This window comes from Stenotrophomonas sepilia, from assembly GCF_003244875.1.
Lineage (GTDB): Bacteria > Pseudomonadota > Gammaproteobacteria > Xanthomonadales > Xanthomonadaceae > Stenotrophomonas > Stenotrophomonas sepilia.
Genome location: NZ_LXXZ01000083.1, coordinates 31,643 through 56,167 on the forward strand (window position 1 = coordinate 31,643; position 24,525 = coordinate 56,167).

The window sequence follows — 24,525 nt, forward strand, 5'->3', positions numbered from 1 at the left end:
GCAGGACGCCGCCAGGCAAACGTGAATTCCACAAACCCTCCCAGGTGCGCGCCAGGCGCGCGGCAATCGTGGGCACCGGACGGTGCGCGGCCGCAGTCTGGGTCGGGCAAGCTGTCATCGTCCTGTCAGCGGTTTGTGCGGTGCAGCGAAAAGCGTGTCGTCGATCTCGCCGTGCCGTGCCCGGCAAGCGCGGCGGCGGCATGCGGTAGCATTCGGTTCCCCTCCCACCCGTGTGCCCATGCGCCTGCTGCTGGTCGAAGACAACCCGGATCTGGCCGATGCGATCATCCGCCGGATGCGCCGTAGCGGGCACGCTGTGGACTGGCAGGCTGATGGCCTGGCCGCCGCCAGCGTGCTGCGCTACCAGAGCTTCGACCTGGTGGTGCTGGACATCGGCCTGCCCAAGCTCGATGGCCTGCGCGTGCTGGCCGGCATGCGCGAGCGCGGTGACAGCACGCCGGTGCTGATGCTGACCGCGCGCGATGGCATCGAGGATCGCGTGCAGGCGCTGGATGTCGGTGCCGACGATTACCTGGGCAAGCCATTCGATTTTCGCGAGTTCGAAGCGCGCTGCCGTGTGCTGCTGCGGCGTGCGCGTGGCCAGGCCAGCGAAGTGGTGCAGATCGGCGGCTTCCAGTTCGACAACGCTGCGCACCGGGTCAGCCTCGACGGCGAACCGATCGAACTGCCCAACCGCGAGTACCGCCTGCTGGAGATCCTGGTCGGGCGCCTCGGCCAAGTGGTCGGCAAGGATGAGATCGGCAACGGCCTGTTCGGTTTCGATGACGAAGCGGGCCCGAATGCCATCGAGTTGTATGTTGGCCGCCTGAGAAAGAAGCTGGCGGGCGCACCGCTGCGCATCACCACGGTGCGCGGTGTCGGCTATCTGCTGGAGGCCAGCGATACCCATGCCGACGCCGATGGCTGACGCGCGCGCTGCGACTGCGGCGCCGGGTTCGCTGCGGCGAACGCTGCTGCTCTATCTCGGCGTGCTGCTGGCGGTGTTCGCAGTGGCCCTGCTGTTCGCCGCGCGCGATTACGGCCAGCGCGCCGCCAATCGATCCTACGATCACCTGCTGGTGTCCTCGGCGCTGTCCATTGCCGATTCGGTGGCCCTGGTCGATGGCCAGTGGCAGGTCGATCTGCCGTATGCGGCGCTGGACCTGCTGGCGATGGCGCCCGAGGACCGCGTGTTCTATCGCGTGGCCGACAGCCGCGGCACCCTGATCACCGGCTACGGCGACCTGCCGGCACCGCCGCGCCGGCCCGGTACCCAGCCGCAGCTGTTCGATGCCACCTACAGCGGCGAGACCGTGCGCTTCGTGGTGGTCAGCCGCAGCTTCGCCGCCGCCTCGGCGCAGGGCGAGGTGCAGGTCCAGGTCGGCCAGACCCGGCGTGCGCGTGAAGCGGTCGCGCAGGACATGGTCAATCGCGCGTTGCTGGCGATCGGCGTGCTGTCCGGGCTGCTGCTGGCACTGGTGGCGTTCGGCGTGCATCGCGCATTCCGGCCGCTGGTGCGGGTGGAGCGCGAGCTGTCGCGACGGGAGCCGTCCGACCTGAAGCCGCTGGATGCCCGCGTTCCGCGCGAGATGGACCAGATGGTGGCGGCGCTGAACCGCTTCATGGAACGCCTGTCCAGCAGCAACGAGACACTGCGCGCGTTCATGGCCGAGGCTGCGCACCAGATGCGCACGCCACTGGCTGCGTTGCGCGCACAGGCACAGCTGGCGCTGGATGATGACGATCCGGAGGACATGCGGCGCAGCCTGCAGGCGATCGAGCGCAACGCCACCCATATGAGCCGGCTGCTGAACCAGCTGCTCAGCGATGCCAGCGTGATCCATCGTTCGCATCTGCAGCGCTTTGCAGCGGTGGACCTGGCCGAGACCGTGCACCAGGCCTTGCATGAAGCGCTGCCGCAGGCCGGTCCGGCGCCGCGCGTGCAGTTGGCGATGACCGCCGAACCGGCACTGGTGCACGGCGATGCGCTGCTGCTGCGCGAGGCGATCAAGAACCTGGTCGACAACGCACTGAAGTACGGCGGTGACGGCGACTTGCAGATTGCCCTTACCGTGGAAGGCGAGCAGGCCGTGCTGACCATCGCCGACCACGGCGCAGGCATCGCCCCGGCCGATGCCGAGCGCGTATTCGAGCGTTTCGCCCGTGGCGAAGGCGCGCCCTCAGGTGGTGCGGGGCTGGGCCTGGCCATCGTCAAGCGCGTGGTCGACAGCCATGGCGGCCGCATTGACCTCAGCAACCGCCCGCAGGGCGGGCTGGTCGCCACCATCCGCCTGCCCCGGAGCAGTCCATGATCCGCTTGTTCGCGACGGCCGTTGCCCTGCTGCTGGCCCTGCCGGTGTTGGCCGCGCCCGGCGATGTGCGCCGTTTTCCCGCACAGGGAGCGGCCACCGCTCAGCTGCGCATCCACGGCACCACCGACATCGAAGTGTTCGCGGTGGTCATCGCCGACTACCAGCGCCTTCACCCCGGCACCGAAGTGGTGTACGAGGACATCATCACCCAGGACCTGTACGCGCGTTACCTGCACGACCGTGGCGGGCCGGCATCACCGGACCTGCTGATCTCCAGCGGCATGGACCTGCAGACCAAGCTGGTCAACGATGGCCATGCGCTGCCGCACCGCTCGGCGCAGACTGCGGCGCTGCCGGCGTGGGCGCAATGGCGCAACGAGGCATTCGGCATCAGCTACGAGCCGGTGGTGATGGTCTACAACACCCGCGCACTGCCGGCAGCGAAGGTGCCGCACACGCGCCGCCAGCTGCTCGACCGGCTGCGTGCTGAAGGTGCACCGCTGCGCGGCAAGGTCGGCACCTATGACATCGAGCGCAGCAGTGTCGGCTACCTGCTGGCCACCCAGGACGCGCAGCGCGGCAGCATTGCCGGTGCGCTGCTGGGCGCGCTCGGCGACAACGACGTGGTGCGCGAGGAGCGTACTGGCGTGCTGCTGGACCAGGTGGCCAGTGGCCAGCTGTCGCTGGTCTACAACGTGCTCGGCTCCTACGCGCAGGCACGTGTCGATGCCGGCGCGCCACTGGCCATCATCGAGCCCGAGGACTACACGCTGGTGGTGCTGCGCACCGCAGTCATCCCGCGCACCGGCCCACACCCGGAAGAAGCGCGGCGCTTCCTCGATTACCTGCTGTCGCCGCGTGGCCAGCAGGTGCTGTCGCGCGAAGCGCGGCTGATGCCGATTGTGACCGGCAACGCACGCGGTGACGATGCGCCCGGCCGCAGCCGCCGTCCGATCCAGCTCGGCCCGGGCCTGCTGGTGTACCTGGACGCGCTCAAGCGTCGCCAGTTCCTCGATGCCTGGCGCAGCAGCGTCGAGCCGGCCGGGCGCTGAGGCGGCGACCTGCCCGTACAATGGCGGTATGAGCGAATACACCATCCTGATCGCCGATGACCACCCGCTGCTGCGTTCGGCGGTGGTGCAGTCCTTGCGGCAGAGCCTGCCATTGGCACAGGTGCGCGAGGTTGCGAGCGCCGAGGCATTGGCCGAGACGCTCGACGCGCAGCCGGACGTGGACCTGGTGCTGCTCGACCTGACCATGCCTGGCGCGCACGGCTTTTCCGCGCTGCTGCACGTGCGTGGCTCGCATCCGGACATTCCGGTGGTGATCCTCTCGTCCAACGACCACCCGCGGGTGATCCGCCGTGCCCAGCAGTTCGGCGCGGCCGGTTTCATCCCGAAGTCGGCCCCGGCCGAGACCATCGGCGAGGCCGTGCAGGCGGTGCTCGACGGCGGCCTGTGGTTCCCGGCAATGGCCGCCGAGCGCTCGGAGGCCGATGCGCTGCTGGCCAGCCGCCTGGCCCAGCTGACCCCGCAGCAGTTCCGCGTGCTGCTCTGCCTGGCCGATGGCCTGCTCAACAAGCAGATCGCCTACACGCTGGGGCTGGCTGAGAACACGGTGAAGGTGCATGTCACCGCCATCCTGAAAAAACTCGAGTGCCATAGCCGCACCCAGGCCGCGGTGCTGGTGAAGGCGCTGGAGCCTGAAGGCGACGCCGGCATCGGGCTGTAATTTCCAGCCAACGGCACAGCCCCTCGTGGGTGGACACGTAGAGCAGTTCATGGGAGAGGCTGGGCAGGTTCCGGGCGCGTCCACCCACGGAAGAGAAAAGAGGATCAAAAGCAAAGGCAGCCTGGCAGGCCGCTTTTTGTAGAGCCGAGCCCACGCTCGGCTGCTTTGCGGCCGGTCCGCGAAGCCGAGCATGGGCTCGGCTCTACACAAGCAAGCGCAGCGCGCGACCCGCTTTTGATCTTCTTTTTCTTCTCCGTGGGTGGACGCGCACGGCACGTGTCCGTGGCCGGGTAGATGGGCTGCACAGGGGCGTGAGCCGCATGGATGCGGCGACTGAGCTTACAGGGACGTACTTGCAGCGCCCCCTGTGCAGCCCATCTACCCGGCCCCACCGATGAACTGCTTTGCGCGACCACCCACGAGGGGCTGCGCCGTTGGCTGGAAACTACCCGCGATGCCGGATCAACAACTGACTCATCAGCGCCCGCAGCGCCGGCGGCTTTACCGGCTTGGCCATCATTCCCCAGCCGCGCTCGGCGGCCATCTCACGCAATCCCGCATCGCGCTCTGCAGTGACCAGCACCACCGGTGGGCGTGCCTGCCACAACTCCGCCAGCGTCTCGTACAGCACCGGCCCGTGGTGATCGCCCATGCGCACATCCAGCAGCACCAGCTCCGGAACCGTCTCGGCACTGGCCAACTGCAGCGCCGCCTGTGGCCCATCGGCCAGCGCCACCTCGCAGCCCCAGCGCTCCAGCAGCGCACGGCTGGCCGCACACACGTGCGGATCGTCGTCGATCACCCACACCCGACGCCCACGCAGCGGGTTGTCCGCGCCCGGTTCCTGCGCCAGTACCGGCGCAGGCGCGGTGGCCGGAATCGCGCTGGCTTCGCCGAACGGTACGCCTACCGCGAACACGCTGCCCCGGCCCAGCTGCGAGCGCAGCCGGATCGGATGGCCGAGGAGGCGGCCGATGCGGTCGACAATGGCCAGGCCAAGGCCGGCGCCGCGCTGCTGGCCGTCGTGCAGGCGACGGAACTCCTCGAAGATCTCGCCCTGCAACGCATCGGGAATACCCGGGCCCTGGTCGTGCACTTCGATCCACAGCAGTCCTTCACGGCGGCGGCAGCCAAGCAGCACGCGACCGCGTTCGCTGTAGCGCAGCGCGTTGGACAGGAAGTTCTGCAGGATGCGGCGCAGCAGCGCTTCATCGCTGACCACCACGGCATGGCTATCGACCCAGTCCACCACCAGCCCGCGTGACTGCGCGGCGATGCCGAACTCGCGCGCCAGTGTCTGCAGCAGGGGGCCCAGCCGGAACGCCTGTACGCGGGTGGGCAGGCTGCCTGATTCCAGCCGCGCGATATCCAGCAGGCTGTTGAGGATCGCGTCCTGCGCCGCCAGCGCGGCATCGATATGATCGGCAGTCTGCTGCTGCACCGGGTCGCCCAGCTTGCCGCGCAGCACTGAGACGAACATGCGCGCAGCGTTGAGCGGCTGCAGCAGGTCGTGCACTGCCGAGGCGACGAAGCGGGTCTTGTAGCGGTTGGCCTGCTCGGCCTCGCGCCGCGCCTCGTCCAGGTCACGGGTGCGCTCGGCGATGCGGTGTTCCAGCGCATCGGCCAGCGAGCGCAGTTCGCGCGCCGCATTCTTGTAGCTGGTGATGTCCGCATAGCTGGTGACGAAGCCGCCATCAGGCAGGGGATTGCCGCGGATCTCCAGCACCGTGCCGTCGTCCTTTTCGCTCTCGCGCATGTGCGGGCGGCCACTGCGCAGGTGGTTCAGGCGGCGCTCGATGGCCTCGTCCACCGGGCCGGGACCGAGCAGGCCACGACGGGCATTGAAACGGAACAGTTCCTCGATCGGCCGGCCGACGCGCACCAGGTCTGCCGGGAACCGGAACAGTTCCAGATAGCGCGAATTCCACGCGACCAGGCGCAGGTCGCGGTCGATCACCACAACACCCTGCGGCAGGTGTTCGAGGCTGCGGCTGAGACCACTGTCGGCGTCGGTGGCGGCCTGCAGCAGGCCATCCTGTGCGGTGCGCAGCTCCTGTGCGTGCTGCTTGAGCAGGGTTTCCAGTTCGCGGCGGCTGCGCAGGCGATGCTTGGCCAGGCGCCTGCGTTGCTGCACGAACAGCACCAGGAAGCCCAAGGCCAGCCACGCGGCACCGCCGGTCAGGGCGGCCGCGCGACCTGCTGCAGTAGCGGCGCCGGCGTCGTGCAGCAGGTGCAGGTTCCAGCCCTCGGCGGGCAGCGCCAGGCTTTGCCACAGCCTCGGCTGCGGCAGCGCAGGATCCAGCAGCCGCACCATGCGGCCGCCATCGGACAGCACGTCTTCGGTACGTGCACGCAAGGGCTGCAGGGCACGGTCGGCGTACTGACGTGCATCGAGCATTTCGCGGCGCTCACCGGCACGCAGCGGACGCAGCAGCCGGTAGCGCCAGCTGTCCCGGTTGGACAGGAATACGACGTCATGGTCGTCGCTGGCCAGCACCACGTCCGGGCTGCTCAACCATTCCTGTTCCAGCGCGGACAGCTCGACCTTGATCACCACCACGCCGAGCCGCTTGCCGTCAGCCTCGATGGCCTGCGAAAGGTAATAGCCGGGCACGCCGGTGGTCATGCCGATGCCGTAGAAGCGGCCACGGCCCTGCGCCAGCGCCTGGCGGTAGTAGGGGCGGTAGCTGTAGTTCTCGCCGACGTTGCTGGTCGGTTGGTCCCAGTTGCTGGCCGCCACCGCCACACCATCGTGGCCGACCAGGGTCAGGGTCGAGGCCCGGGTGACTTCATTGGCACGTTGCAGCTTGAGGTTCAGTCGCTGACGTTCGCCGGGCGAGGGCGGCACACGCAGTGCGTGCAGCAGATCCGGATCCAGCGCCATGACCTGCGGCAAGGTGCCGAAGCGGTCGATGCGCTGTTGCAGGCCCTGGCCATACAGCTGCAGCTGGCGTTGCACCTGGCTGCTTTCGTCGCCGAGCGCGCGCCGCCAGGCGTAATGGCCAGCGGCGACCGCGCACAGCACGGTGCCACCGACCATCACCAGGATGGTCAGCAACAGCATCCGGTGGCGGCTGAGCCAATACATGGCGGCAGTCTACGCAGGGCCGGCGGGCGCGGCGTGCACGCCCGCCGGGGTCTGACGTGGAAGGGGTCAGAAGTGCATCTGCGCGCGCAATTCGAAGATCTCCGGCGTGCTGTGCACGCCACGACGGCTGGCGTCGACCTTCACGTAGTTGGCCTGGAACTTGAAGTGGCTGGTCAGGTACCAGTTCGCACCCAACGTCAGGTCGTGCTGGCGGCCACCCAGGATGTCACCATCGTCGAGGTCCAGGCGGCTGTAACGCGCCACCAGTTCGACCGCACCGTAGTTGTGCGCCGGCTTGATGTTGGCCACCGCGCCGGCGTTGTACGGCCGCGATTCGCCGGTCAGCACCCAGCTGGCCATCGCGTACTGGCCGCTGCCGGTGAAGTCGGGCTTGCCGTCATGGCGGGTGACCGTGGCGCGCAGCGCTTCGGCCTGCAGCGAGAACGGGCCGCGGATCCAGATGCCTTCCAGGCCGGTGCGGCGGATCTGGTCGGCGGTGACCAGCGCGCCGGAATCGACGTAGCGGATGTCGGTCAGGCCGGCTTCCGGGCGCGCGCGCAGGCGGGCGCTGGCCTCGTGGTGCACGTCGCGGCCGTCGCTGTAGCCGCGTGGGTTCTCCTGCGAGTAGGCCAGGCCCAGGTGGATAACGTCACCCGGTGCCTTCACCGGCGTCCACACCGCCCGCACCGCCTGGGTGGTTCCGGGGTTGTCGCCCTGCAGGTCCTTGCCGCCATAGGCGCCTGCCTGCAGCAGGTACTGCGGGCGCTCCAGCACCCATTCCACACCGGTACGGCGGCCTTCGTAGAAGGCCTGCACCGGCAGCGAGGTTTCCAGGAAGCTGCCGGCACGCGAAGAGGTGTTCGCATCTAGGCCGACCGGGGTCTTCATGTAGCCGAAGCGGAAGCGGCCGACGTCACGGCCGAAGAAGGCCTTGCTCTCGAAGCGCACGAACACGTCCAGCCAGGTATCGGCCTGGAAGTCGTAGTAGACCATCGCGTCGTACACGCCCTTCTTCTTCAGCGTCGCACCGAATTCCTTGCGCCGCACGGCGTCGTCGTCCTCGAGGCCGCTGGCCGAGGAGAAGTCGTTGTAGTCGTAGGCGATGTTGGCGGTGGCCGCCAGCTCGGTGCCATCGCCGAAGGTGTACTTGGTCGGCCAGTTGTCGAAATCGGCGGCCGAGGCGAAGGCGGGAAGGGCGGCCAGCGACAGGGCCAGCAAGGTGGGATTCGGGCGCATGTTGGGTGCGGCTCTCTCAGATTGCGTGTGGACAGGACATCAACGGCCGCAGGGGCCGAAACTTTCGCAGGGACATGCCCAGCCGTTCAGCCCGGGCCACCGGCCTTCCCGTTTCCGGGCGGTGCGGCGCCAGTGTAGGCACCTGTGCCACCTGAACCGGGGGGCTAGTACCAATAGGTTATCTGCGCCGGCGTGCCTGGCGCGTACAAAGGCGTCCATTGGTCGCACCCCCTGTGCGTGCAGTACAGGGCCTGCGATCAGTTTCCACGGTAACGGCTCCCGTGCAGTCCCGGGGCCGTACGTGCCTGAAAACGCCCCTTCCGGAGTCCGCCATGCACATCCCGACCGCAGCACCGGTGCCTGCAAAGCCGTTGCCGATCTATCGCCAGCTGTACTTCCAGGTGATCGTGGCGATCGTCCTGGGTGCCATCCTCGGCCACTACGAACCGCTGGTCGGCGAGAAGATGAAGCCGCTCGGCGATGCCTTCATCAACCTGGTGAAGATGATCATCGCGCCGGTGATCTTCCTCACCATCGTCACCGGCATCGCCAGCATGACCCACCTGCGCACGGTGGGCCGGGTGTTCGCCAAGGCGATGGCGTACTTCCTGTTCTTCTCCACGCTGGCGCTGATTGTCGGCATGATTGTGGCGCACGTGGTGCAGCCCGGCGCGGGCATGAACATCAACCCGGCCGAGCTGGACCAGACCGCAGTGCACAGCTACGTCGAGAAGTCGCATGACCTGACCCTGGTCGGCTTCCTGATGGACATCATCCCGAAGACGCTGCTCAGCGCTTTTGTCGATGGCAACATCCTGCAGGTGCTGTTCGTGGCCGTGCTGTTCGGCATCGCGCTGGCGATGGTGGGCGAGAAGGGCAAGCCGGTGCTGAACTTCCTGGAGGCGCTGGTCGCCCCGGTGTTCAAGCTGGTGCACATCCTGATGAAGGCCGCCCCGATCGGTGCCTTCGGTGCGATCGCCTTCACCATCGGCAAGTACGGCGTCGGCTCGCTGATCAACCTGGCCTGGCTGGTGGGCTCGTTCTACCTCACCGCGTTCCTGTTCGTGGCGGTGATCCTCGGTGTGGTCTGCCGCCTGTGCGGGTTCTCGGTGTTCAAGCTGGCGCGCTACCTGAAGGCCGAACTGCTGCTGGTGCTCGGCACCTCCTCGTCGGAGTCGGCGCTGCCGTCGCTGATGGAGAAGATGGAACGCGCCGGCTGCAGCAAGTCGGTGGTGGGCCTGGTGGTCCCGACCGGCTACTCGTTCAACCTGGACGGCACCAACATCTACATGACCCTGGCGGCACTGTTCATCGCCCAGGCCACCAACACCGAACTGACCCTGGGCCACCAGATCGCCCTGCTGCTGGTCGCCATGCTCAGCTCCAAGGGCGCGGCCGGAGTCACCGGCGCCGGTTTCATCACCCTGGCCGCCACCCTGGCCGTGGTGCCGGAGGTGCCGGTGGCTGGTATGGCGCTGATCCTGGGCGTGGACCGGTTCATGAGCGAATGCCGCTCGCTGACCAATTTCATCGGCAATGCGGTGGCCACCGTGGTGGTCTCGCGCTGGGAAGGCGCGCTGGACCGCAACCGCCTGCAGCTGGCGCTGGATGGCCGCGAGAGCGAACTGCCGCCGCCGGTCGATGCGCTGCCCGAGGCGCTGCCGGCCAAGGGCTGATCCAGGTGTGTGGTACCGCGGGGCCGATCACGTCAGTGGTACGGCCCCGCGGCGTTTCAGGGCGTCCCATGGCTGTCATGGGCAGCGCCGAAGCTGGTATCGCGGTACCGTCGCATACGGCACGGAATTGTGCGGTCGCAGCATGCTTGCGACAGGATTGCGACAGGTCCGGACGCTCCAACGGGGGTATCATCCCCTGTCCCTTCTGCCCATTCATGTAACCCACATCGATGTCCAACGAAGATTTCAAACAGGCCGCCCTCGATTACCACCGGATGTCCCCGCCGGGAAAGATCAAGGTTTCCGCTACCAAGCCCATGCTGACCCAGCGCGACCTGTCGCTGGCGTATTCGCCGGGCGTGGCGTACGCCTGTGAAGCGATCAAGGCCGACCCGCAGCAGGCCAGCGAGCTGACCGCCCGCGGCAACCTGGTGGCGGTGATCTCCAACGGCACCGCGGTGCTGGGCCTGGGCAACATCGGCGCGCTGGCCGGCAAGCCGGTGATGGAAGGCAAGGGCGTGCTGTTCCAGAAGTTCGCCGGCATCGATGTGTTCGACATCGAAGTGGATGAGACCGACCCGGACAAGCTGGTCGACATCATCGCCTCGCTGGAACCGACCTTCGGCGGCATCAACCTGGAGGACATCAAGGCGCCGGAATGCTTCGTGGTCGAGCGCAAGCTGCGCGAGCGCATGAAGATCCCGGTATTCCATGACGACCAGCACGGCACGGCGATCATCGTCGGCGCGGCCGTGCTCAACGCGATGGCGATCACCGGCAAGAAGATCGAGGAAGTGAAGCTGGCGACCACGGGCATGGGCGCGGCCGGCATTTCCTGCGTGAACATGCTGGTGCAGCTGGGCCTGAAGCCGGAGAACATCCTGGCCTTCGATCGCGAGGGCGTGATCCACACCGGTCGTACCGACCTGGACCCGGAAAAGCAGCGCTATGCGCGCGACACCGACAAGCGCACCCTGGCCGAGATCGTCGACGGCGCGGACATTTTCCTGGGCCTGTCGGCACCGGGCATCCTGACCGCCGACATGGTCAAGACCATGGCGCCGGATCCGGTGATCTTCGCGCTGGCCAACCCGACCCCGGAAATTATGCCGGAGGTGGCGCGCGCTGCGCGTCCGGACGCGATCATCGGCACCGGCCGTTCGGACTACCCGAACCAGGTCAACAACGTGCTGTGCTTCCCCTACCTGTTCCGTGGTGCGCTGGACGTGGGCGCCACCGCGATCAACGAGGAAATGAAGATCGCCTGCGTGCGCGCCATCGCTGCACTGGCACGCCGTGCAGCCACCGACATGGGCTCGGCCTACGGCGGCGAGACCCCGAGCTTCGGCCGTGAATACCTGATCCCGCGCCCGTTCGACCGCCGCCTGCTGGTGGAACTGTCGGCCGCCGTGGCCCAGGCCGCGATGGATTCGGGCGTGGCCTCGCGCCCGATCGAGGACATGGGCGCCTACCGCGACAAGCTGGCCCAGTTCGTCTACCGCACCAGCCTGATGATGAAGCCGGTGTACGACCGCGCGCGCAGCGACAAGCAGCGCGTGGTGTACGCCGAGGGCGAAGAGGAAGTGGTGCTGCAGGCAGTGCAGAACGTGGTCGATGACGGCCTGGCGCATCCGATCCTGATCGGTCGCCCGGAAGTGATCGAGTCGCGCATCGAGCGCCTCGGCCTGCGCCTGAAGATCGGCGAGAACGTTGAAGTCACCAACATCAACGACGACCCGCGCTTCAACGAATACTGGCAGTACTACCACGGCCTGACCGGCCGTCGCGGCGTGACCGTGGCCGCGGCGAAGAACCTGATGCGTTCGCGCCCGACCCTGATCGCAGCGGTGATGGTCGCCCGTGGCGAAGCCGATGCGATGCTGACCGGCATCGTCGGCCGCTTCCACAAGAAGCTGGGCTACGTGCGCAGCGTGCTGCCGCTGGAGCCGAAGGTCACCTCGACCTCGGCGATGACCGGCGTGATCAACCAGCAGGGCGTGTTCTTCTTCGTCGATACCCACGTGCAGGAAGACCCGACCGCCGAGCAGCTGTGCGAGGCGACCCTGCAGGCGGCCTATCGCATGAAGCTGTTCGGCATCGAGCCGAAGGTGGCGCTGCTGTCACACTCCAACTTCGGCAGCCATGATTCGAAGGATGCGCTGAAGATGCGCCAGGTGCGCGAGCTGCTGCTCAAGCGCAACCCGCGCCTGAACGTGGATGGCGAAATGCAGGGCGACACCGCATGGGATGAAGCGCTGCGCCAGAAGCTGCTGCCGGGCTCGACCCTGCAGGGCCGCGCCAACCTGTTCGTGCTGCCGAACCTGGAAGCGGCCAACATCGCCTACAACCTGGTGCGCGTGTTCACCGACGGCGTGGCGATCGGTCCGATCCTGATGGGCGTGAACAAGCCGGTGCACATCCTGACCACCAGCGCGACCTCGCGCCGGATCCTGAACATGACCGCCATTGCGGCGGTCGATGCGCAGATCAGGAAGCAGCTGGAAGCGGAAAAGAAGGCATAAGCCTTCTTTCCAGCGACAGCTGCGGAAACGGGTAGTGCCGGCCGCTGGCCGGCAACCTCAATCATGTCCAGATACACGACGACAGCCGGCCAGCGGCCGGTTCTACCCCGGGCTGTGCCACACGCGCTACGCAACCCGGTCATTTCCCTGCAACGCCGCTGCGGCCCAATACGCCCACGCGGCCCGGCCGTGGGAAGGGACCGGACCGGCCTTCCCACCCTGGGCCCGACCAACTTCCCATCGGCGAGGGTGTCATGCGCAATCGAGTGACGCGGCGGTACTTCCAGCAGCTGTTCGCGCTGTACGCCGGTTTCGTGCAGTCGCGCTGAGGCGCCGGCGACAGCGTGGGCGTCAGCGCCGCTTGCCGCGGCGTGCAGGGGCCGGCGGCGGAGCGTCGGAACGCGGCTTGGCGTACTGCGCCCACAGCGCCGGCAGTGCCTTGCCGGTGTGCTTCTGCCACAGCGCCGGTGCATAGCGGCCGTCGCGCAGGGCCTTGTCCAGTGCCAGCACCAGGCCTGGATGTTCGGCGTCGGCCCATTTCAGGAACGCACCGGTGACACGGTAGCCGCTGTCGAAGTTCTGCCCCTTCTCGACCTTGCCCGGAAGTGCCCAGCCCGCGGCGGCATTGTCCATGCCGTAGCGGTCGCGTGCGTAGTCGGCGATGCCCTCCACCAGCCAACCCGGCACCCGTGCGTCGCCATAGCCCGGATAGCCCTGCACGATGTGCATGGCCTCATGGGTGACCACGTCGATGTCGTTGGGGTGCTGCGCCAGCCAACCCGGGTTGATGGTGATCGTTGCGGCCTGGTCCTTGTCACCGACGAAGGCGATCCCGGTGTAGGCCGGGTCGATCACGATGCGCACCATCGACGGCGCGGCCGGGTGGAAGTCCGCACGTTCGCGCAGGTAGGCGAAGTAGAACGTATCGATCACCCGCTTGCGCTGCGGCGCGGCCAGGGCGCCACGGGCGTCCTGGTAGTTCAGCGTCACGCCGTCGCGGATCAGCTGCGCATCAAAGGCCTGGGTCTGGCCGAAGCTGGAGAAGGAAAGGGCAACAAGGGCCAGAGGCAGCAGACGGTAGCGCATGGGGCTCATTGTACGGCGCTGGGCGCCAACAGTTCGATCTCCGCCAGCGGCAGCCGGCCCGGTGCGGCCAGGCGCAGCCGATACTCGCTGTAACGACCGGGTTTGGCGATGTGGAACGGTCGGGTCTGGCGGGCAGACTCGAAGGCTTCGCCGCTGCGCTGGTCGAGCACGATCCAGCGGCCGTTGCCGCTGCGCGCTTCCAGCGTCCATTCGCCGCCCTGGATGCGGCCGTCACCGCTGGTGAGCGTGTACATGGTCGGCACGCCGTCGCCCAGGCCGGTCAGTGCGATGGTTGCGCCGCCGCCCAGGCCGACGGTCGTGGCGGCATCGTCGTCGACCAGCGCTGGCAGGGCGCGACCATCGGCCAGCGTCGCCTTGGCGCCACTGCCGAGCAGGTCGTGCAGCAGCTGCGGGCGCTGGCCCCGCGCGGTCAGCGAGCGCGGCACATCGTCCACGCCGCTGCCCCAGCGCGACGGCTGCGGCCCCATCACGAAGTCCAGCGTCGCGCCCTTGGCGATCAGCTCGTGCGGCACCCAGGTCTTCGTCCACGGCTTGCCATTGATCTTCAGCGACTGCACGTAGACGTTCTCGCGTGAGTTGTTGGCCGCGTTCACGGTCAGCACCGCACCGCCCTGCAGTTCCACCCTCGCATGTTCGAACGCCGGTGAACCGATCACGTACTCCGGGGCGCCCATGCGCAGCGGATACAGGCCCAGCGAAGCCAGCACGTACCACGCGGAGGTCTCGCCGTTGTCCTCGTCGCCCGGATAGCCCTGGCCGATCTCGCTGCCCACATACAGCCGCGACAGGATCTCGCGCACGTGCTGCTGGGTCTTCCACGGCTGCCCGGCGTACAGGTACATCCATGGGATGTGGTGCGCCGGCTGGTTGCTGTGCGCGTACATGCCCATGCGCACATCGCGCGCTTCGGTCATCTCGTGGATGGTGCCGCCGTAGGATCCGGCAAACGCGGGGTCGGCGGTTTCCGGGGTGGAGAAGAAGGCATCCAGCTTCGCTGCCAGCTTGTCACGGCCACCATAGAGCGCGGCGAGTCCTTCGCCATCGTGGGCGGCGGTGAAGGCGAAGGTCCAGCCATTGGATTCGGTGTAGTCGTGGCCCCACACGCGCGGGTCGTAGGCCCTGGCGTCCACGCGCCACTGGCCATCGGCCTTGCGGCCCTGGAAGAAGCCGGCGGCCGGATCGAACATCGTCGCGTAGCTGGCGGCGCGATGGCGGAAGTAGTCGGCCTCGGTGCTGTAACGCTCGCGTGCCGCCGCCGTGGTCGCGCGCTTGGCCAGGGCCTCGGCCATGTTGGCGATGCCGAAGTCATTCAGTGCGCCTTCCATCGTCCACGACATGCCTTCGTGCACGTCCGCGCTGGCGTAGCCACGGAAGGTCGAACGGTCCATGCCCTTGCGGCCGACATGGCGGTCGGGGGGTACCACGGTCGCGTTCTTCAGCGCGGCGGCGTAGGCCTCGGCCGGATCGAAGCCGCCGATGCCCTTCAGCCACGCATCGGCGAAGGCCACGTCCGAACTGGTGCCGACCATCAGGTCGGCGTAGCCCGGCGACGACCAGCGTGCGATCCAGCCACCGGCACGGTACTGCTCGATGAAGCCCTGCACCATCTGCCCGGCATCGTCGGGCGTGAACAGCGCATAGGCTGGCCAGGTAGTGCGGAAGGTGTCCCAGAAGCCGTTGTTGACGAATACCTTGCCATCGCGCACGCCGGTGAAGCTGCGGTTCGCGCTGCCCTCGGTGTTGTCGTCGCTGGCGCTGGCCTGGTTGGCGTAGCGCCAGTCAGGCGCGGCCGCGCTGCCGGCATTCTCGTGGCCGGAGTTGGGATACAGGTACAGCCGGTACAGGCTGGAATACAAGGTGGTCTTCTGGTCGTCAGTGGCATCGCCGATGTCGAAGCGGGCCAGGCGCGCGTCCCATGCATCCTGCGCACGGCCGGCCACGCTTTCCAGCGTGTCGGCGGCGGCGATTTCCAGCGCCAGGTTGTGACGCGCCTGTTCCACCGAGATCAGCGAGGTGGCGATACGCATCGTCACCTGCCGGTCGCTGCCGGCATCGAACTTGATGTAACCGGTCGGGCGGCCGGTGTCGAGGCGGCCGCTGCTGCGCCACGGCTTGTCGAAGCTGGCCACCACGTACATGCGGCTGGCGCCGTTGGACAGGCCACTGCGCGTATCGGTGTAGCCGCTGAGGGTCTGCGTGGCCGTGTCCAGGGTCAGGCCGCCACGCGCATCGACATTGTCGAACAGCAGGTTGGCGTCGCCGCCCTCGGGGAACTGGAAGCGGAACAGCGCGGCATGGTCGGTCGGTGCGATGGCAGCAGCGATGCCATTGTCGAAGCGCACGTCGTAGCGGTAGGGGCGCGCGCTTTCATGACCGCGGTCGAACGACAGCGCGCGCTTGCGGCGGTCGGCGTCCGGCACGCCACGGCTGGCCGAGGGCATCACCTGGAAGGTCTGGCGGTCGCCCATCCACGGGCTGGGCTGGTGGCTCAGTGCCAGTGCCTGCAGCTGCGGGCGGTTCTGCGCATCGTTCTGTTCGTTCCAGCGGTACAGCCAGTTCAGTGCGCCGGCGTCGGTCACCGGGGTCCAGAAGTTGAACCCGTGCGGCACCGCCGTGGCCGGGAAATTGTTGCCGCGCGAGAAGGTGCCGTTGGCCTGGGTGCCGCGGGTGGTCAGCACCCAGTCGGAGACGCGCTGCGGCCGCTGCCGCGGTTGGGCATCCAGGCGCACGTCATCAATCCAGCCAGAGACCGGCGCACCCTCGGCGCTGGCCACCTCCAGCTCGATCGCCACCACGCGGCGGCCCTTCAGCGTGGGCACGTCGCCCAGCCGCACCGCCTTGCGGGCCCACTGTTGCGGGTACAGCGTCTTCGATTCGCCCTGCGCGCGCGCGCCGATCGCCACGCCATGCTGGTCGCGTGCCGCACCGGCCGAAACGCGGCTGCCATCGTCCAGCAGCAGGTCCAGCGATACATAGGTCGAGGCGACGGTGTCCTTGCCGACGATTTCCGGCAGCACCAGCCACGACAGCGTGGTATCGGCCTCGATGGGCAGGTCGGCCTTGAACAGTTCGCGCCGCGCGCTGCCGCCTTCGCTGCTGTAGCGCAGCGCATGCAGGCCGCTGTAGCCGGCATTGCGCTTGGCGGCGTAGGGCGCGGCCGGTCCATTGCCGATCGTGACCTGAAGCGCACCGGTGGCCTGCGCCGGGACAGGTTCGCCCGGTTCGAACGAGGTCTGCAGCCCCTGCGCCCGCGCCGGCATCGCAGTGGTCGCACAGGCCAGGGCCAGGGCGAGCGGAAGCAGGGCGCGGCGCGGATCGGACAGGGTCATGCAAGGGTCTCCCGGAAGGGCTGGCGGCGGGCGAACCCGCATCGGCGGACACCACGGACAGCATCGCTCCGCCCGCCAGGCTGGCAGTGGAAGAGGCGATGCCGGTCCGGTGGGGGCGGGCCATGCGATCGGGTTGGATTGGGTGGGTCGAGGTGCGACCTGGCCCGATCCTGCAACAGCCGCCGCGCGCTGGCAAGTGCCATTTAGTTCGATCCAAATGCGGGAAATATCGCTGGAGCCGATTCTGGCGAGCGAACCTGCCGGAACGACCGCGAAATCCCCGGAATCACCGCCGCCCGGCGTGCGGCGGGGAGATGCGAGGCATCGTCGGCGGCGTGCAAAGGCCCGTTGCGGGGCAATGTCGTTGCGGCCCAGATGCTAGAATCACAGGCCTCGCAACCCGTTCACCGAATCCGCCATGAGCCATACCGCCACCGCGCCCGCCAACGCCGAGAAGCGCTACACCGTGCACCGCAGCGATCTGCCGTTGAGCTGCCCGACCCCGGAAATGGCGCTGTGGAACTCGCATCCGCGCGTGTACCTGCCGATCGAGGACGAGCCCAACGGCGAAGCGCAGTGCCCGTACTGCGGGTCCGTGTTCGTGCTGGCCGACTAAACGGCGGCCCCTTCGATGCGCCGATTGACCGTGGTGCAGTTGCTGCCGGCGCTGCACTCCGGTGGTGTCGAGCGCTCGACCCTGGAAATCGCTGCGGCCCTGGTTGCCGCCGGCCATCGCGCGCTGGTGGTGTCTGCCGGCGGCCGCCTGGTGCAGCCGCTGCTGGACAGCGGTGCCGAGCACCTCACCCTGGATATCGGCCGCAAGTCGCTGCTGACCCTGCGCCATCTGCCGACCCTGCGCCGGCTGTTTGCCGAAGTTGGTGCGGACATCGTGCATGCCCGTTCGCGGCTGCCGGCCTGGTTGGGCCTGTACGCGATCCGCGCCATGCCCGCCGCACAGCGCCCGCATTGGGTGACCACCGTGCACGGGTTGAACTCGCCCAGCCGCTACAGCGCGGTGATGACCAGTGGCGAACGCGTGATCTGCGTGTCCAACACCGTGCGTGCCTACGTGCAACGCCATTACCCGACGGTGCCGGAAGAAAAACTGCGGGTCGTACCGAGAGGTGTCGACGTCAACCAGTTCCCGCGCGTGGCGCGCGCCGACCGCCGCCCGCGGCTGGCCCTGGCGGCCGACTACCCTTGGCTGGCGCAGGTTGAGGGCCCGCTGCTGCTGCTGCCGGGGCGCGGCACCCGGCTGAAGGGCCACGCCCACGCGCTGCAGCTGCTGGCCGACGTGCGTGCCGCCGGCGTGCCTGCCCAGCTGTGGATGCTGGGCACCGACGAACCCGGGCGCGAGGCCTACGTGGCTGGCCTGCGCCGCCAGGCCGCGGCGCTGGGCGTGGCCGAGGCCGTACAGATCAGCACGCCTACCGTCCGCATCGCCCAGGCCTACGCCGCCAGCGATCTGGTGCTGCAGCTGTCGGACAAGCCGGAAGCCTTTGGCCGCACCGTGCTCGAGGCGCTGTCGGTCGGCCGCCCGGTGCTGGGCTGGGACCACGGTGGCGTCGGCGAACTGCTGCAGCAGCTGCAGCCCAGCGGTGCGGTGCCGCTGGGCGACGCGCACGCGCTGGGTGAACGTGCGCTGGCCCTGCTGGCGCAGCCGCCGTCCCTGCCGACCCGCATCCCGTTTACCCTGCAGGCCATGCAGCGCGACACCCTCCGCCTCTATGCCGATCTCGCCGGCTGACCCCGCTGCCATCGTGCGCGACGACCGTGCCGGGCGCTGGGCGCCCTGGTGGGTGCTGGCGTACGTGGCGATGTGGCCGCTGCCGGGCATTGCCGAAACCGTGCTGGGCCTTGGCGCGGTCTATGCTGCCGCGCGCATGGTGATGCGCCGGCTGCAGCGCCGCCCGCACCTGTTGAGCACGGCGGCGTGGGCGCTGACCTCGATCCTGTTCCTCGGCTACTGGCTGCCGCAGGCGATTTCGGCCATCGATGCGATCGACCCTTCGGCCTCGTGGACCAAGGCGGCCGCCGGACTGCGCTACCTGCCCTTCATGTGGCTGGTGGCGATCGCGGTGGCCACGCCGGAACGGCGGCGCTTGACCTTCGGTGGCCTGGCGCTGATCACCGGCGTGTGGACGCTGGACGCGCTGGTGCAGGCGCTGGCTGGCACCAGCCCGTGGTTCTGGTCGCTGGAACACCTGAAGCTGGCCGTGAGTGGCCACGCGTTGTGCCCGGCCGACGAAGCCGCACTGGCCGACCGCCTCAGTGGCGCGCTTGGGCCCTGCAATCTGAAATTCGGCCAGGTGCTGGCCAGCCTGTCACCGTTCCTGCTGCTGCCGATGGCGCGGCGTTTCGGCAATGCAGGGTGGCTGCTGGCCGCTGCAACACTGGGGTGCGTGCTGCTGCTGGCAGGTTCGCGCGCCTCGTGGATCACCTTCGTGCTGGTGCTGGCCTACAGCGGCGTGCGCCAGTTCGGCTGGAAGCGGCTGCTGCTGCTGGCCCTGGTGGCAGCGCTGGGTACGGCCGCACTGACAGCGGGCGTGCCGCAGCTGCGCGAGCGTGTCGCGCGCACGGCGCAGGCATGGAACGAAGACGGGCAGGGCGTTGACGAGGCGCTTTCGGGGCGCGCGCGCATCTGGACCGCGGCGGTGTGCATGATCGAGGAGCATCCGGTCAACGGTGTCGGTGCGCGCGGCTTCCGCGATGCGTATCCGGCCTGCGTGTCAGATGAGGGCCCCGCCGTGTGGGGCAACCAACCGGCGTTGCACGCCCACCAGATCGTGCTGGAAATCCTTGCCGAGACCGGCGTTCTGGGCCTGCTGCTGTGGTTGGCGGCGGTGGCGCAGGCCTGGCGGGCCTGGCGCTATGCCCCGGCGGCTGCGCGTGATCGCGCCCGGCCGGCGATGCTGGCGCTGGCGGTCACGGTGTTCCCGCTCAATACGCACCTGGCGTTCTATTCCGCTTTCTGGGGTGGCCTGACGGTGCTGCTGGCAGCCCTGTTCGCCGGCAGCCTGCTGGCGCGGGACGCGGACGACACGCCGACGGTGCTCTGATCGTCCATCCACGCATGGCGCGGCTCTACTGCATGTACCGAACGGAGCGTGCTTTGGTAGATCCACGCCATGCGTGGATGGAGCATTCCCGACGCGAATACCGGTCAACCACCACTACCGGTGTTTCCATGCGTATCGCACGCTGGAGGCATGGCCAGCCCCAGACTTCGCTACGGTCGGTATTCCCGATCCGGCAACGTGTACTCATTGACCACAGCAACCCTCGGCCGCGAACCGTTGTTCGCCGATGCGGCAAACGTTGCGATCCTTATCGACACACTGCGCTTCGTAGAGCGCAAGGGCTTCAGCCATAGCCTCGCCTGGGTGGTCATGCCCGACCATCTGCACTGGCTGATGGAGCTGCGCGGAGGAACCCTGGCCGAGTGTATGGCCCTGCTCAAATCACGCAGCAGCCGTCTGTTGAACCGGCGATTGGAGCGACAAGGGCCGCTGTGGCAGCGCGGTTACCACGATCACGCCGTACGCAGCGATGAATCCCTTCATGAGAAGGCGATGTACATCATGGCCAATCCGGTCCGTGCGGGCCTGGCCAGCACGTTGGGTGAGTACCCGCACGCATGGTGCCGTTGGCCGTTGTAGGTGCCGCCATCCGGATGTAGAGCATCCACGCAAGGCGTGGATCTACTTCAGAATGCTCCGCGTCATCAAATCCACGCCATGCGTGGATGAAACCCTCCCGCCGCACCGCTATTTGTAGAAATCACTCCGGCCGCCGGGCTGGCGCTTGAAGCGGCGGTGGATCCACAGGTACTGGTCGGGAGCCTCTCGCACCATCGCTTCGATGGCCTGGTTGACCCGGGTGGTATCGGCTTCCACATCCTCGCTGGGGAAGTTCTCCAGCGGCGCGCCGATCTTCAGGAAGTACTTTCCGCCTTCGCGCCGGTGGAAGTACGGAATCACCGCACAGCCGGTCATGCGCGCCAGCTGATGGGTGGCGGTGATGGTCGAAGCGGTGTGGCCGAAGAACGGCACGAATACCGTGTCCTTGCCTCGCATGTCCTGGTCTGGCGCGTACCAGAGGAAACCGCCCTTCTTCAGGTGGCGCACGGTCGCGCGGATGTCCTCGTTGGCGAACATCGCCTTGGCATAGCGCAGGCGGCCGAACTTGACCGCCCACTCGTACACCGGGTTCTTGTGCTTGCGGTACATGCCGGAAAGATCGACGTAGTCGCACAGCAGGCGGCCGCACATCTCCAGGGTCATGAAGTGGCCGGAGACCAGCAGGACGCCGCGGCCTTCGGCCTGCATCTGCCGCAGGTGTTCCAGGCCTTCGACCCGTACCTGCGGGCGGATGCTGTCGATGCTGCCCCACCAGGCGCGGATGCACTCGAACACGCCGACGCCCAGCGCATCGAAACTGTCGCGCACCAGGCGCTGCCGCCACGCTTCGTCCTTCTCGGGGAAGCACAGCTGCAGGTTGACCTCGGCGGCGCGGCGGCGGCTGCCGAGCAGGCGCCAGGTGATCCAGCCGACGCCCCGGCCCAGCGCGCGCTGCAGCATCCACGGCAGGCGGGCGATGGCGAAGGCGCCGAACATGGCGGCGAACATCGGCCAGTTGCGCGGATCGCGCAGCGACGGGCGGACGGCGGTGGAGGCATCTGACATGGGGCCATTCTACCAAGGCGGCCGCGTGTCTTTCCCGGGGGGCTCCCGTATCCTTGCCGCATGCGTAAAGACCCTGTCGAATGGATCCTGCGCGGCCTGTACTCGGTCGTGCTCTATATCCTGCTGCCGATCACCGTGTACCACCTGGTCTGGCGCGGTTTCCGGGTCCGTGAGTACTTCCGGCGCTGGGACGAACGCTACGCCTCCTATCCGCAGCCGACCGGCCAGCCACGGGTGTGGCTGCACGCGGTCTCGGTGGGCGAGGTCAATGCCGCCGCGCCGCTGGTCAATGCCCTGCGCCAGCAGCGCCCGGACATCCGCTGGGTCATCACCACCATCACTCCGACCGGCTCCGAGCGCGTGCGTGCGCTCTGGGGCGACGCGCTGGACCATGTCTACCTGCCGTACGACGTGCCGGGCAGCGTCAACCGCTTCCTCGGCCATTTCCAGCCCAGCCTGGCGCTGATCCTGGAAACCGAGTTGTGGCCGAACATGCTGTTCGGCTGCCGTGACCGTGGTGTTCCGGTCTACATCCTCAATGCCCGCTTGTCGGCGCGTTCGCTGCGCGGCTACCGGCTGCTGGCCGCATTGATCCGCCGCGCCCTGCGCACCGTCACCTGCGTGGCCGCGCAGTCGCAGGACGATGCCGAGCGCTTCGTGCAGCTGGGGGCGGAGCCCGGCCAGGTGCAGGCACTGGGCAACCTGAAGTTCGACATCACCACGCCGGACGTGCAGGGCTTCGTCGAACAGTTCCATGCACGGGTGCCGGGCGCGCGCCCGGTATGGATCGCCGCCAGTACCCATGACGGCGAAGAGCAGGCGGTGATCGACCTGCACCGCCGCCTGCGCCAGCAGCATCCGGATCTGCTGCTGCTGTGGGCACCGCGCCATCCCGAACGTTTCCCCAAGGTGGAAGCGCTGGCGCGCGAACAGGGCTGGAGCGTGGCGACCCGCCGCGTGGACCAGTGGCCGCACGCCGCCACAGACGTGTTCGTCATCGATACCCTCGGCGAGCTGATGCCGTTCTACGCCTGCGCCCAGGTCGCCTTCGTCGGCGGCAGCCTGCAGGCCATCGGTGGCCACAACCTGCTGGAGCCCGCTGCGATGGGAACCGCGGCGGTGACCGGCCCGCACCTGCACAACTTCGCGGAAATCTCCCGGCGCATGCGCGAGGCCGGTGCGCTGCTGATCGGCGAAGATGCGCAGGCGGTGGGCGACCTGCTGCAGCATCTGCTTGAAGATGCGCAGGCCCGCGAAGACATGGCGCGTGCGGGCTGCACGTTGGTCAGCAATGGCCGTGGCGCGCTGCAGCGCACGCTTGCGCTGGTCGCACCGCACCTGCCACCGCCACGCGAGTGATCCCGGCGTTGCGGCGTCGGCGGCGCTGCGCTGCGTTGTCGTGATCAACTTCATCAATTCTGCTTAGCGACGATTTTTCTGTCGTTGCTGGACCGACCCTGCCGATGGCAGCGTGCCTGCCATCACATCGTGGCGCACGCAGCACCGATTCCGATTCCGCAGGACGACGCAGGCTGCCAGCCTGCTGTCGACCGCGCTTGGGCGGATATCAAGGGAACTTGCGATGGACGGCGACAGGGGCAGGGACGGCACCGGTGGGGCGCGCTTGGGGATGGACCACCTGGCTGTGGTGGCACTGACGCTGCTGGTGGGCGGCAGCGTGATCGCGCTGGTGGGCCAGCACACGGCGGCACAGGCGGGCCCCGCCATCGTACTGAGCCTGTTGCTGGCCGCACTGGGGGCTGGCCTGGTGCTGTGCTGCCTGCAGGATCTGGTGCTGCGACTGCCGGCGGCCGATGGCCTGTACGGGCTGCTGGCCGCCAGCTGGGGGCCACGGGTGGCCGTCGTTCTGGGCACGATCCTGTTGCTTGAGCTGACGGCGACCACAGCGGGCGCGGCACAGTCCATGGCCCGCCATGTACATGCGGTGCTGGCTACCGGAGGCCTCCATGCCAACGACTGGCTGCCCGTGCAGATAGCGGCGGCCGTGGGCCTGCTGACGTTGAGCGCGCTCGCGTTGCTGCCGCCGCGGGGTGTGGCCCTGGCGGCCTGTGCGCTGCTGACGGTGAAGATCGGTGTGGGGGTGTTGCTGCTGGCGCTGGCGGCACGTCACGTGCACTACGGGCATTGGATTCCCTGGCTGCCTCCGGCGACCGCGCCGTATCGCTTCGGGCTGGGGGGCGTGCTGGCGGCTGCGGTGCCGCTGCTGGGCATATTTGCCAGCGTGGGCCTGGCACTGGGCTTTCCTGCGCTGCGCCGCCAGGGCGCGATGTGGCAGCCGGCGGTGCTGGCGCTGGTCTCGTTGCTGGCGATGCTGCTGCTGATCGTGCTGGCAGCATTGCAGGCCGGGCTGGTCGAGTTTTCCGCGCTCGCCAGTACCCGGCCACTGGCGGTGGCGCTGCAGGTGCACCCCGAGCTGCAGTGGATGCTGCCATTGTTGCCCCTGGCCGGGGCAGCGGGCCTGGCCGCCCTGCAGTTGGTGCTGCTGATGCTGGCCGTCCGGTTGGCCACATCGTTGTGGCTCCGCGCAGCTGACGCGGCGGGACGATCCCGCACGCGCCTGAGCGCAATGGTGGTTGCGCTGCCGGCGGTGATGCTGGTGTTGTGGCTGCCGCAGGGCACCTTGCCGGCGCTGCCGGGTCCGGCAACGCTGGCGGTGATGGCGGCGCTGTGCCTGGCGGTGCTGCGGCGGCGTCGGGATGACACCCGGCAAGGCGCAGCCGGCTGCGGGCTGATGATGTCGATGCTGGCCCCTTTGGCAGCCGCGCTGTGCGTGCTTGCGGCGTTGGAACGCCTGCGCGCGTGGCCGGGCTGACGGTTC

17 protein-coding genes are annotated in these 24,525 nt (G+C 68.2%); 12 read left to right on the forward strand and 5 right to left on the reverse strand.

Annotation, left to right across the window (positions count from 1 at the left end; genetic code table 11):
* Positions 1–238 precede the first annotated feature (238 nt).
* The 4 genes from A7X97_RS16965 to A7X97_RS16980 are packed head-to-tail and all read left to right on the forward strand — an operon-like array spanning position 239 to position 4,043.
* Entirely contained in the window at positions 239–928 is a 690-nt protein-coding gene (locus A7X97_RS16965; protein ID WP_005419188.1) for a response regulator transcription factor, read from the forward strand.
* Positions 921–2,312 (forward strand): sensor histidine kinase, encoded by a 1,392-nt coding sequence (locus A7X97_RS16970; RefSeq protein ID WP_088497405.1) that lies wholly within the window; start codon positions 921–923, stop codon positions 2,310–2,312. Before A7X97_RS16965 ends, A7X97_RS16970 begins: the two co-directional genes overlap by 8 nt.
* Positions 2,309–3,364, forward strand: a complete 1,056-nt coding sequence (locus A7X97_RS16975) for an ABC transporter substrate-binding protein (RefSeq protein ID WP_111008233.1) — start codon at positions 2,309–2,311, stop codon at positions 3,362–3,364. Before A7X97_RS16970 ends, A7X97_RS16975 begins: the two co-directional genes overlap by 4 nt.
* A 28-nt stretch (positions 3,365–3,392) precedes the next feature.
* Positions 3,393–4,043 (forward strand): response regulator, encoded by a 651-nt coding sequence (locus A7X97_RS16980; RefSeq protein ID WP_065185360.1) that lies wholly within the window; start codon positions 3,393–3,395, stop codon positions 4,041–4,043.
* 445 nt (positions 4,044–4,488) lie between these two features.
* On the opposite strand, the gene A7X97_RS16985 is transcribed toward A7X97_RS16980, so the two are convergent.
* Complete coding sequence (locus tag A7X97_RS16985; protein ID WP_072167604.1) at positions 4,489–7,131, reverse strand: hybrid sensor histidine kinase/response regulator; 2,643 nt, start codon at positions 7,129–7,131, stop codon at positions 4,489–4,491.
* A 66-nt stretch (positions 7,132–7,197) separates the two neighbouring features.
* Positions 7,198–8,367, reverse strand: coding sequence for an OprO/OprP family phosphate-selective porin (locus A7X97_RS16990; RefSeq protein WP_072167603.1), 1,170 nt, complete (start codon positions 8,365–8,367; stop codon positions 7,198–7,200).
* A gap of 332 nt (positions 8,368–8,699) precedes the next feature.
* Between A7X97_RS16990 and A7X97_RS16995 the strand changes: the two genes are divergently transcribed.
* Together A7X97_RS16995 and A7X97_RS17000 are read left to right on the forward strand one after the other, a co-directional pair.
* Positions 8,700–10,043 carry a dicarboxylate/amino acid:cation symporter gene (locus tag A7X97_RS16995; RefSeq protein WP_072167602.1) on the forward strand — a complete coding sequence of 448 codons (1,344 nt, stop codon included), beginning with the start codon at positions 8,700–8,702 and terminating at the stop codon, positions 10,041–10,043.
* Between the two features lie 230 nt (positions 10,044–10,273).
* Entirely contained in the window at positions 10,274–12,565 is a 2,292-nt protein-coding gene (locus A7X97_RS17000; RefSeq protein WP_005419150.1) for an NADP-dependent malic enzyme, read from the forward strand.
* A 351-nt stretch (positions 12,566–12,916) separates the two neighbouring features.
* On the opposite strand, the gene A7X97_RS17005 is transcribed toward A7X97_RS17000, so the two are convergent.
* Positions 12,917–13,660, reverse strand: a complete 744-nt coding sequence (locus A7X97_RS17005) for a basic secretory protein-like protein (protein WP_088497408.1) — start codon at positions 13,658–13,660, stop codon at positions 12,917–12,919.
* Positions 13,657–17,001, reverse strand: a complete 3,345-nt coding sequence (locus A7X97_RS17010; RefSeq protein ID WP_072167600.1) for a GH92 family glycosyl hydrolase — start codon at positions 16,999–17,001, stop codon at positions 13,657–13,659. The genes A7X97_RS17005 and A7X97_RS17010 overlap by 4 nt, the downstream gene beginning before the upstream one ends.
* Positions 17,002–17,419: 418 nt before the next feature.
* Between A7X97_RS17010 and A7X97_RS17015 the strand changes: the two genes are divergently transcribed.
* The 4 genes from A7X97_RS17015 to A7X97_RS17030 all read left to right on the forward strand — a co-directional run bounded on the left by A7X97_RS17015 (position 17,420) and on the right by A7X97_RS17030 (position 20,660).
* Positions 17,420–17,617 (forward strand): zinc-finger domain-containing protein, encoded by a 198-nt coding sequence (locus tag A7X97_RS17015; RefSeq protein WP_005410967.1) that lies wholly within the window; start codon positions 17,420–17,422, stop codon positions 17,615–17,617.
* 15 nt (positions 17,618–17,632) lie between these two features.
* Positions 17,633–18,748 carry a glycosyltransferase gene (locus tag A7X97_RS17020; protein ID WP_061479571.1) on the forward strand — a complete coding sequence of 372 codons (1,116 nt, stop codon included), beginning with the start codon at positions 17,633–17,635 and terminating at the stop codon, positions 18,746–18,748.
* On the forward strand, positions 18,729–20,060 hold the full coding sequence (locus A7X97_RS17025) for an O-antigen ligase family protein (protein WP_072167599.1): 1,332 nt from the start codon (positions 18,729–18,731) through the stop codon (positions 20,058–20,060). Before A7X97_RS17020 ends, A7X97_RS17025 begins: the two co-directional genes overlap by 20 nt.
* Before the next feature lie 150 nt (positions 20,061–20,210).
* Complete coding sequence (locus A7X97_RS17030) at positions 20,211–20,660, forward strand: REP-associated tyrosine transposase (protein WP_072167598.1); 450 nt, start codon at positions 20,211–20,213, stop codon at positions 20,658–20,660.
* Between the two features lie 108 nt (positions 20,661–20,768).
* Here the strand turns inward: A7X97_RS17030 and A7X97_RS17035 are convergent, their stop codons facing one another.
* The gene (locus tag A7X97_RS17035) at positions 20,769–21,686 is read right to left on the reverse strand and encodes an LpxL/LpxP family Kdo(2)-lipid IV(A) lauroyl/palmitoleoyl acyltransferase (protein ID WP_061479569.1); all 918 of its coding nucleotides are present in this window, start codon (positions 21,684–21,686) and stop codon (positions 20,769–20,771) included.
* A 60-nt stretch (positions 21,687–21,746) separates the two neighbouring features.
* Between A7X97_RS17035 and waaA the strand changes: the two genes are divergently transcribed.
* The gene (gene waaA / locus A7X97_RS17040; protein ID WP_065178339.1) at positions 21,747–23,045 is read left to right on the forward strand and encodes a lipid IV(A) 3-deoxy-D-manno-octulosonic acid transferase; all 1,299 of its coding nucleotides are present in this window, start codon (positions 21,747–21,749) and stop codon (positions 23,043–23,045) included.
* Between the two features lie 223 nt (positions 23,046–23,268).
* Entirely contained in the window at positions 23,269–24,519 is a 1,251-nt protein-coding gene (locus A7X97_RS17045) for an amino acid transporter (protein WP_088497409.1), read from the forward strand.
* The last annotated feature ends 6 nt before the right edge of the window (positions 24,520–24,525 follow it).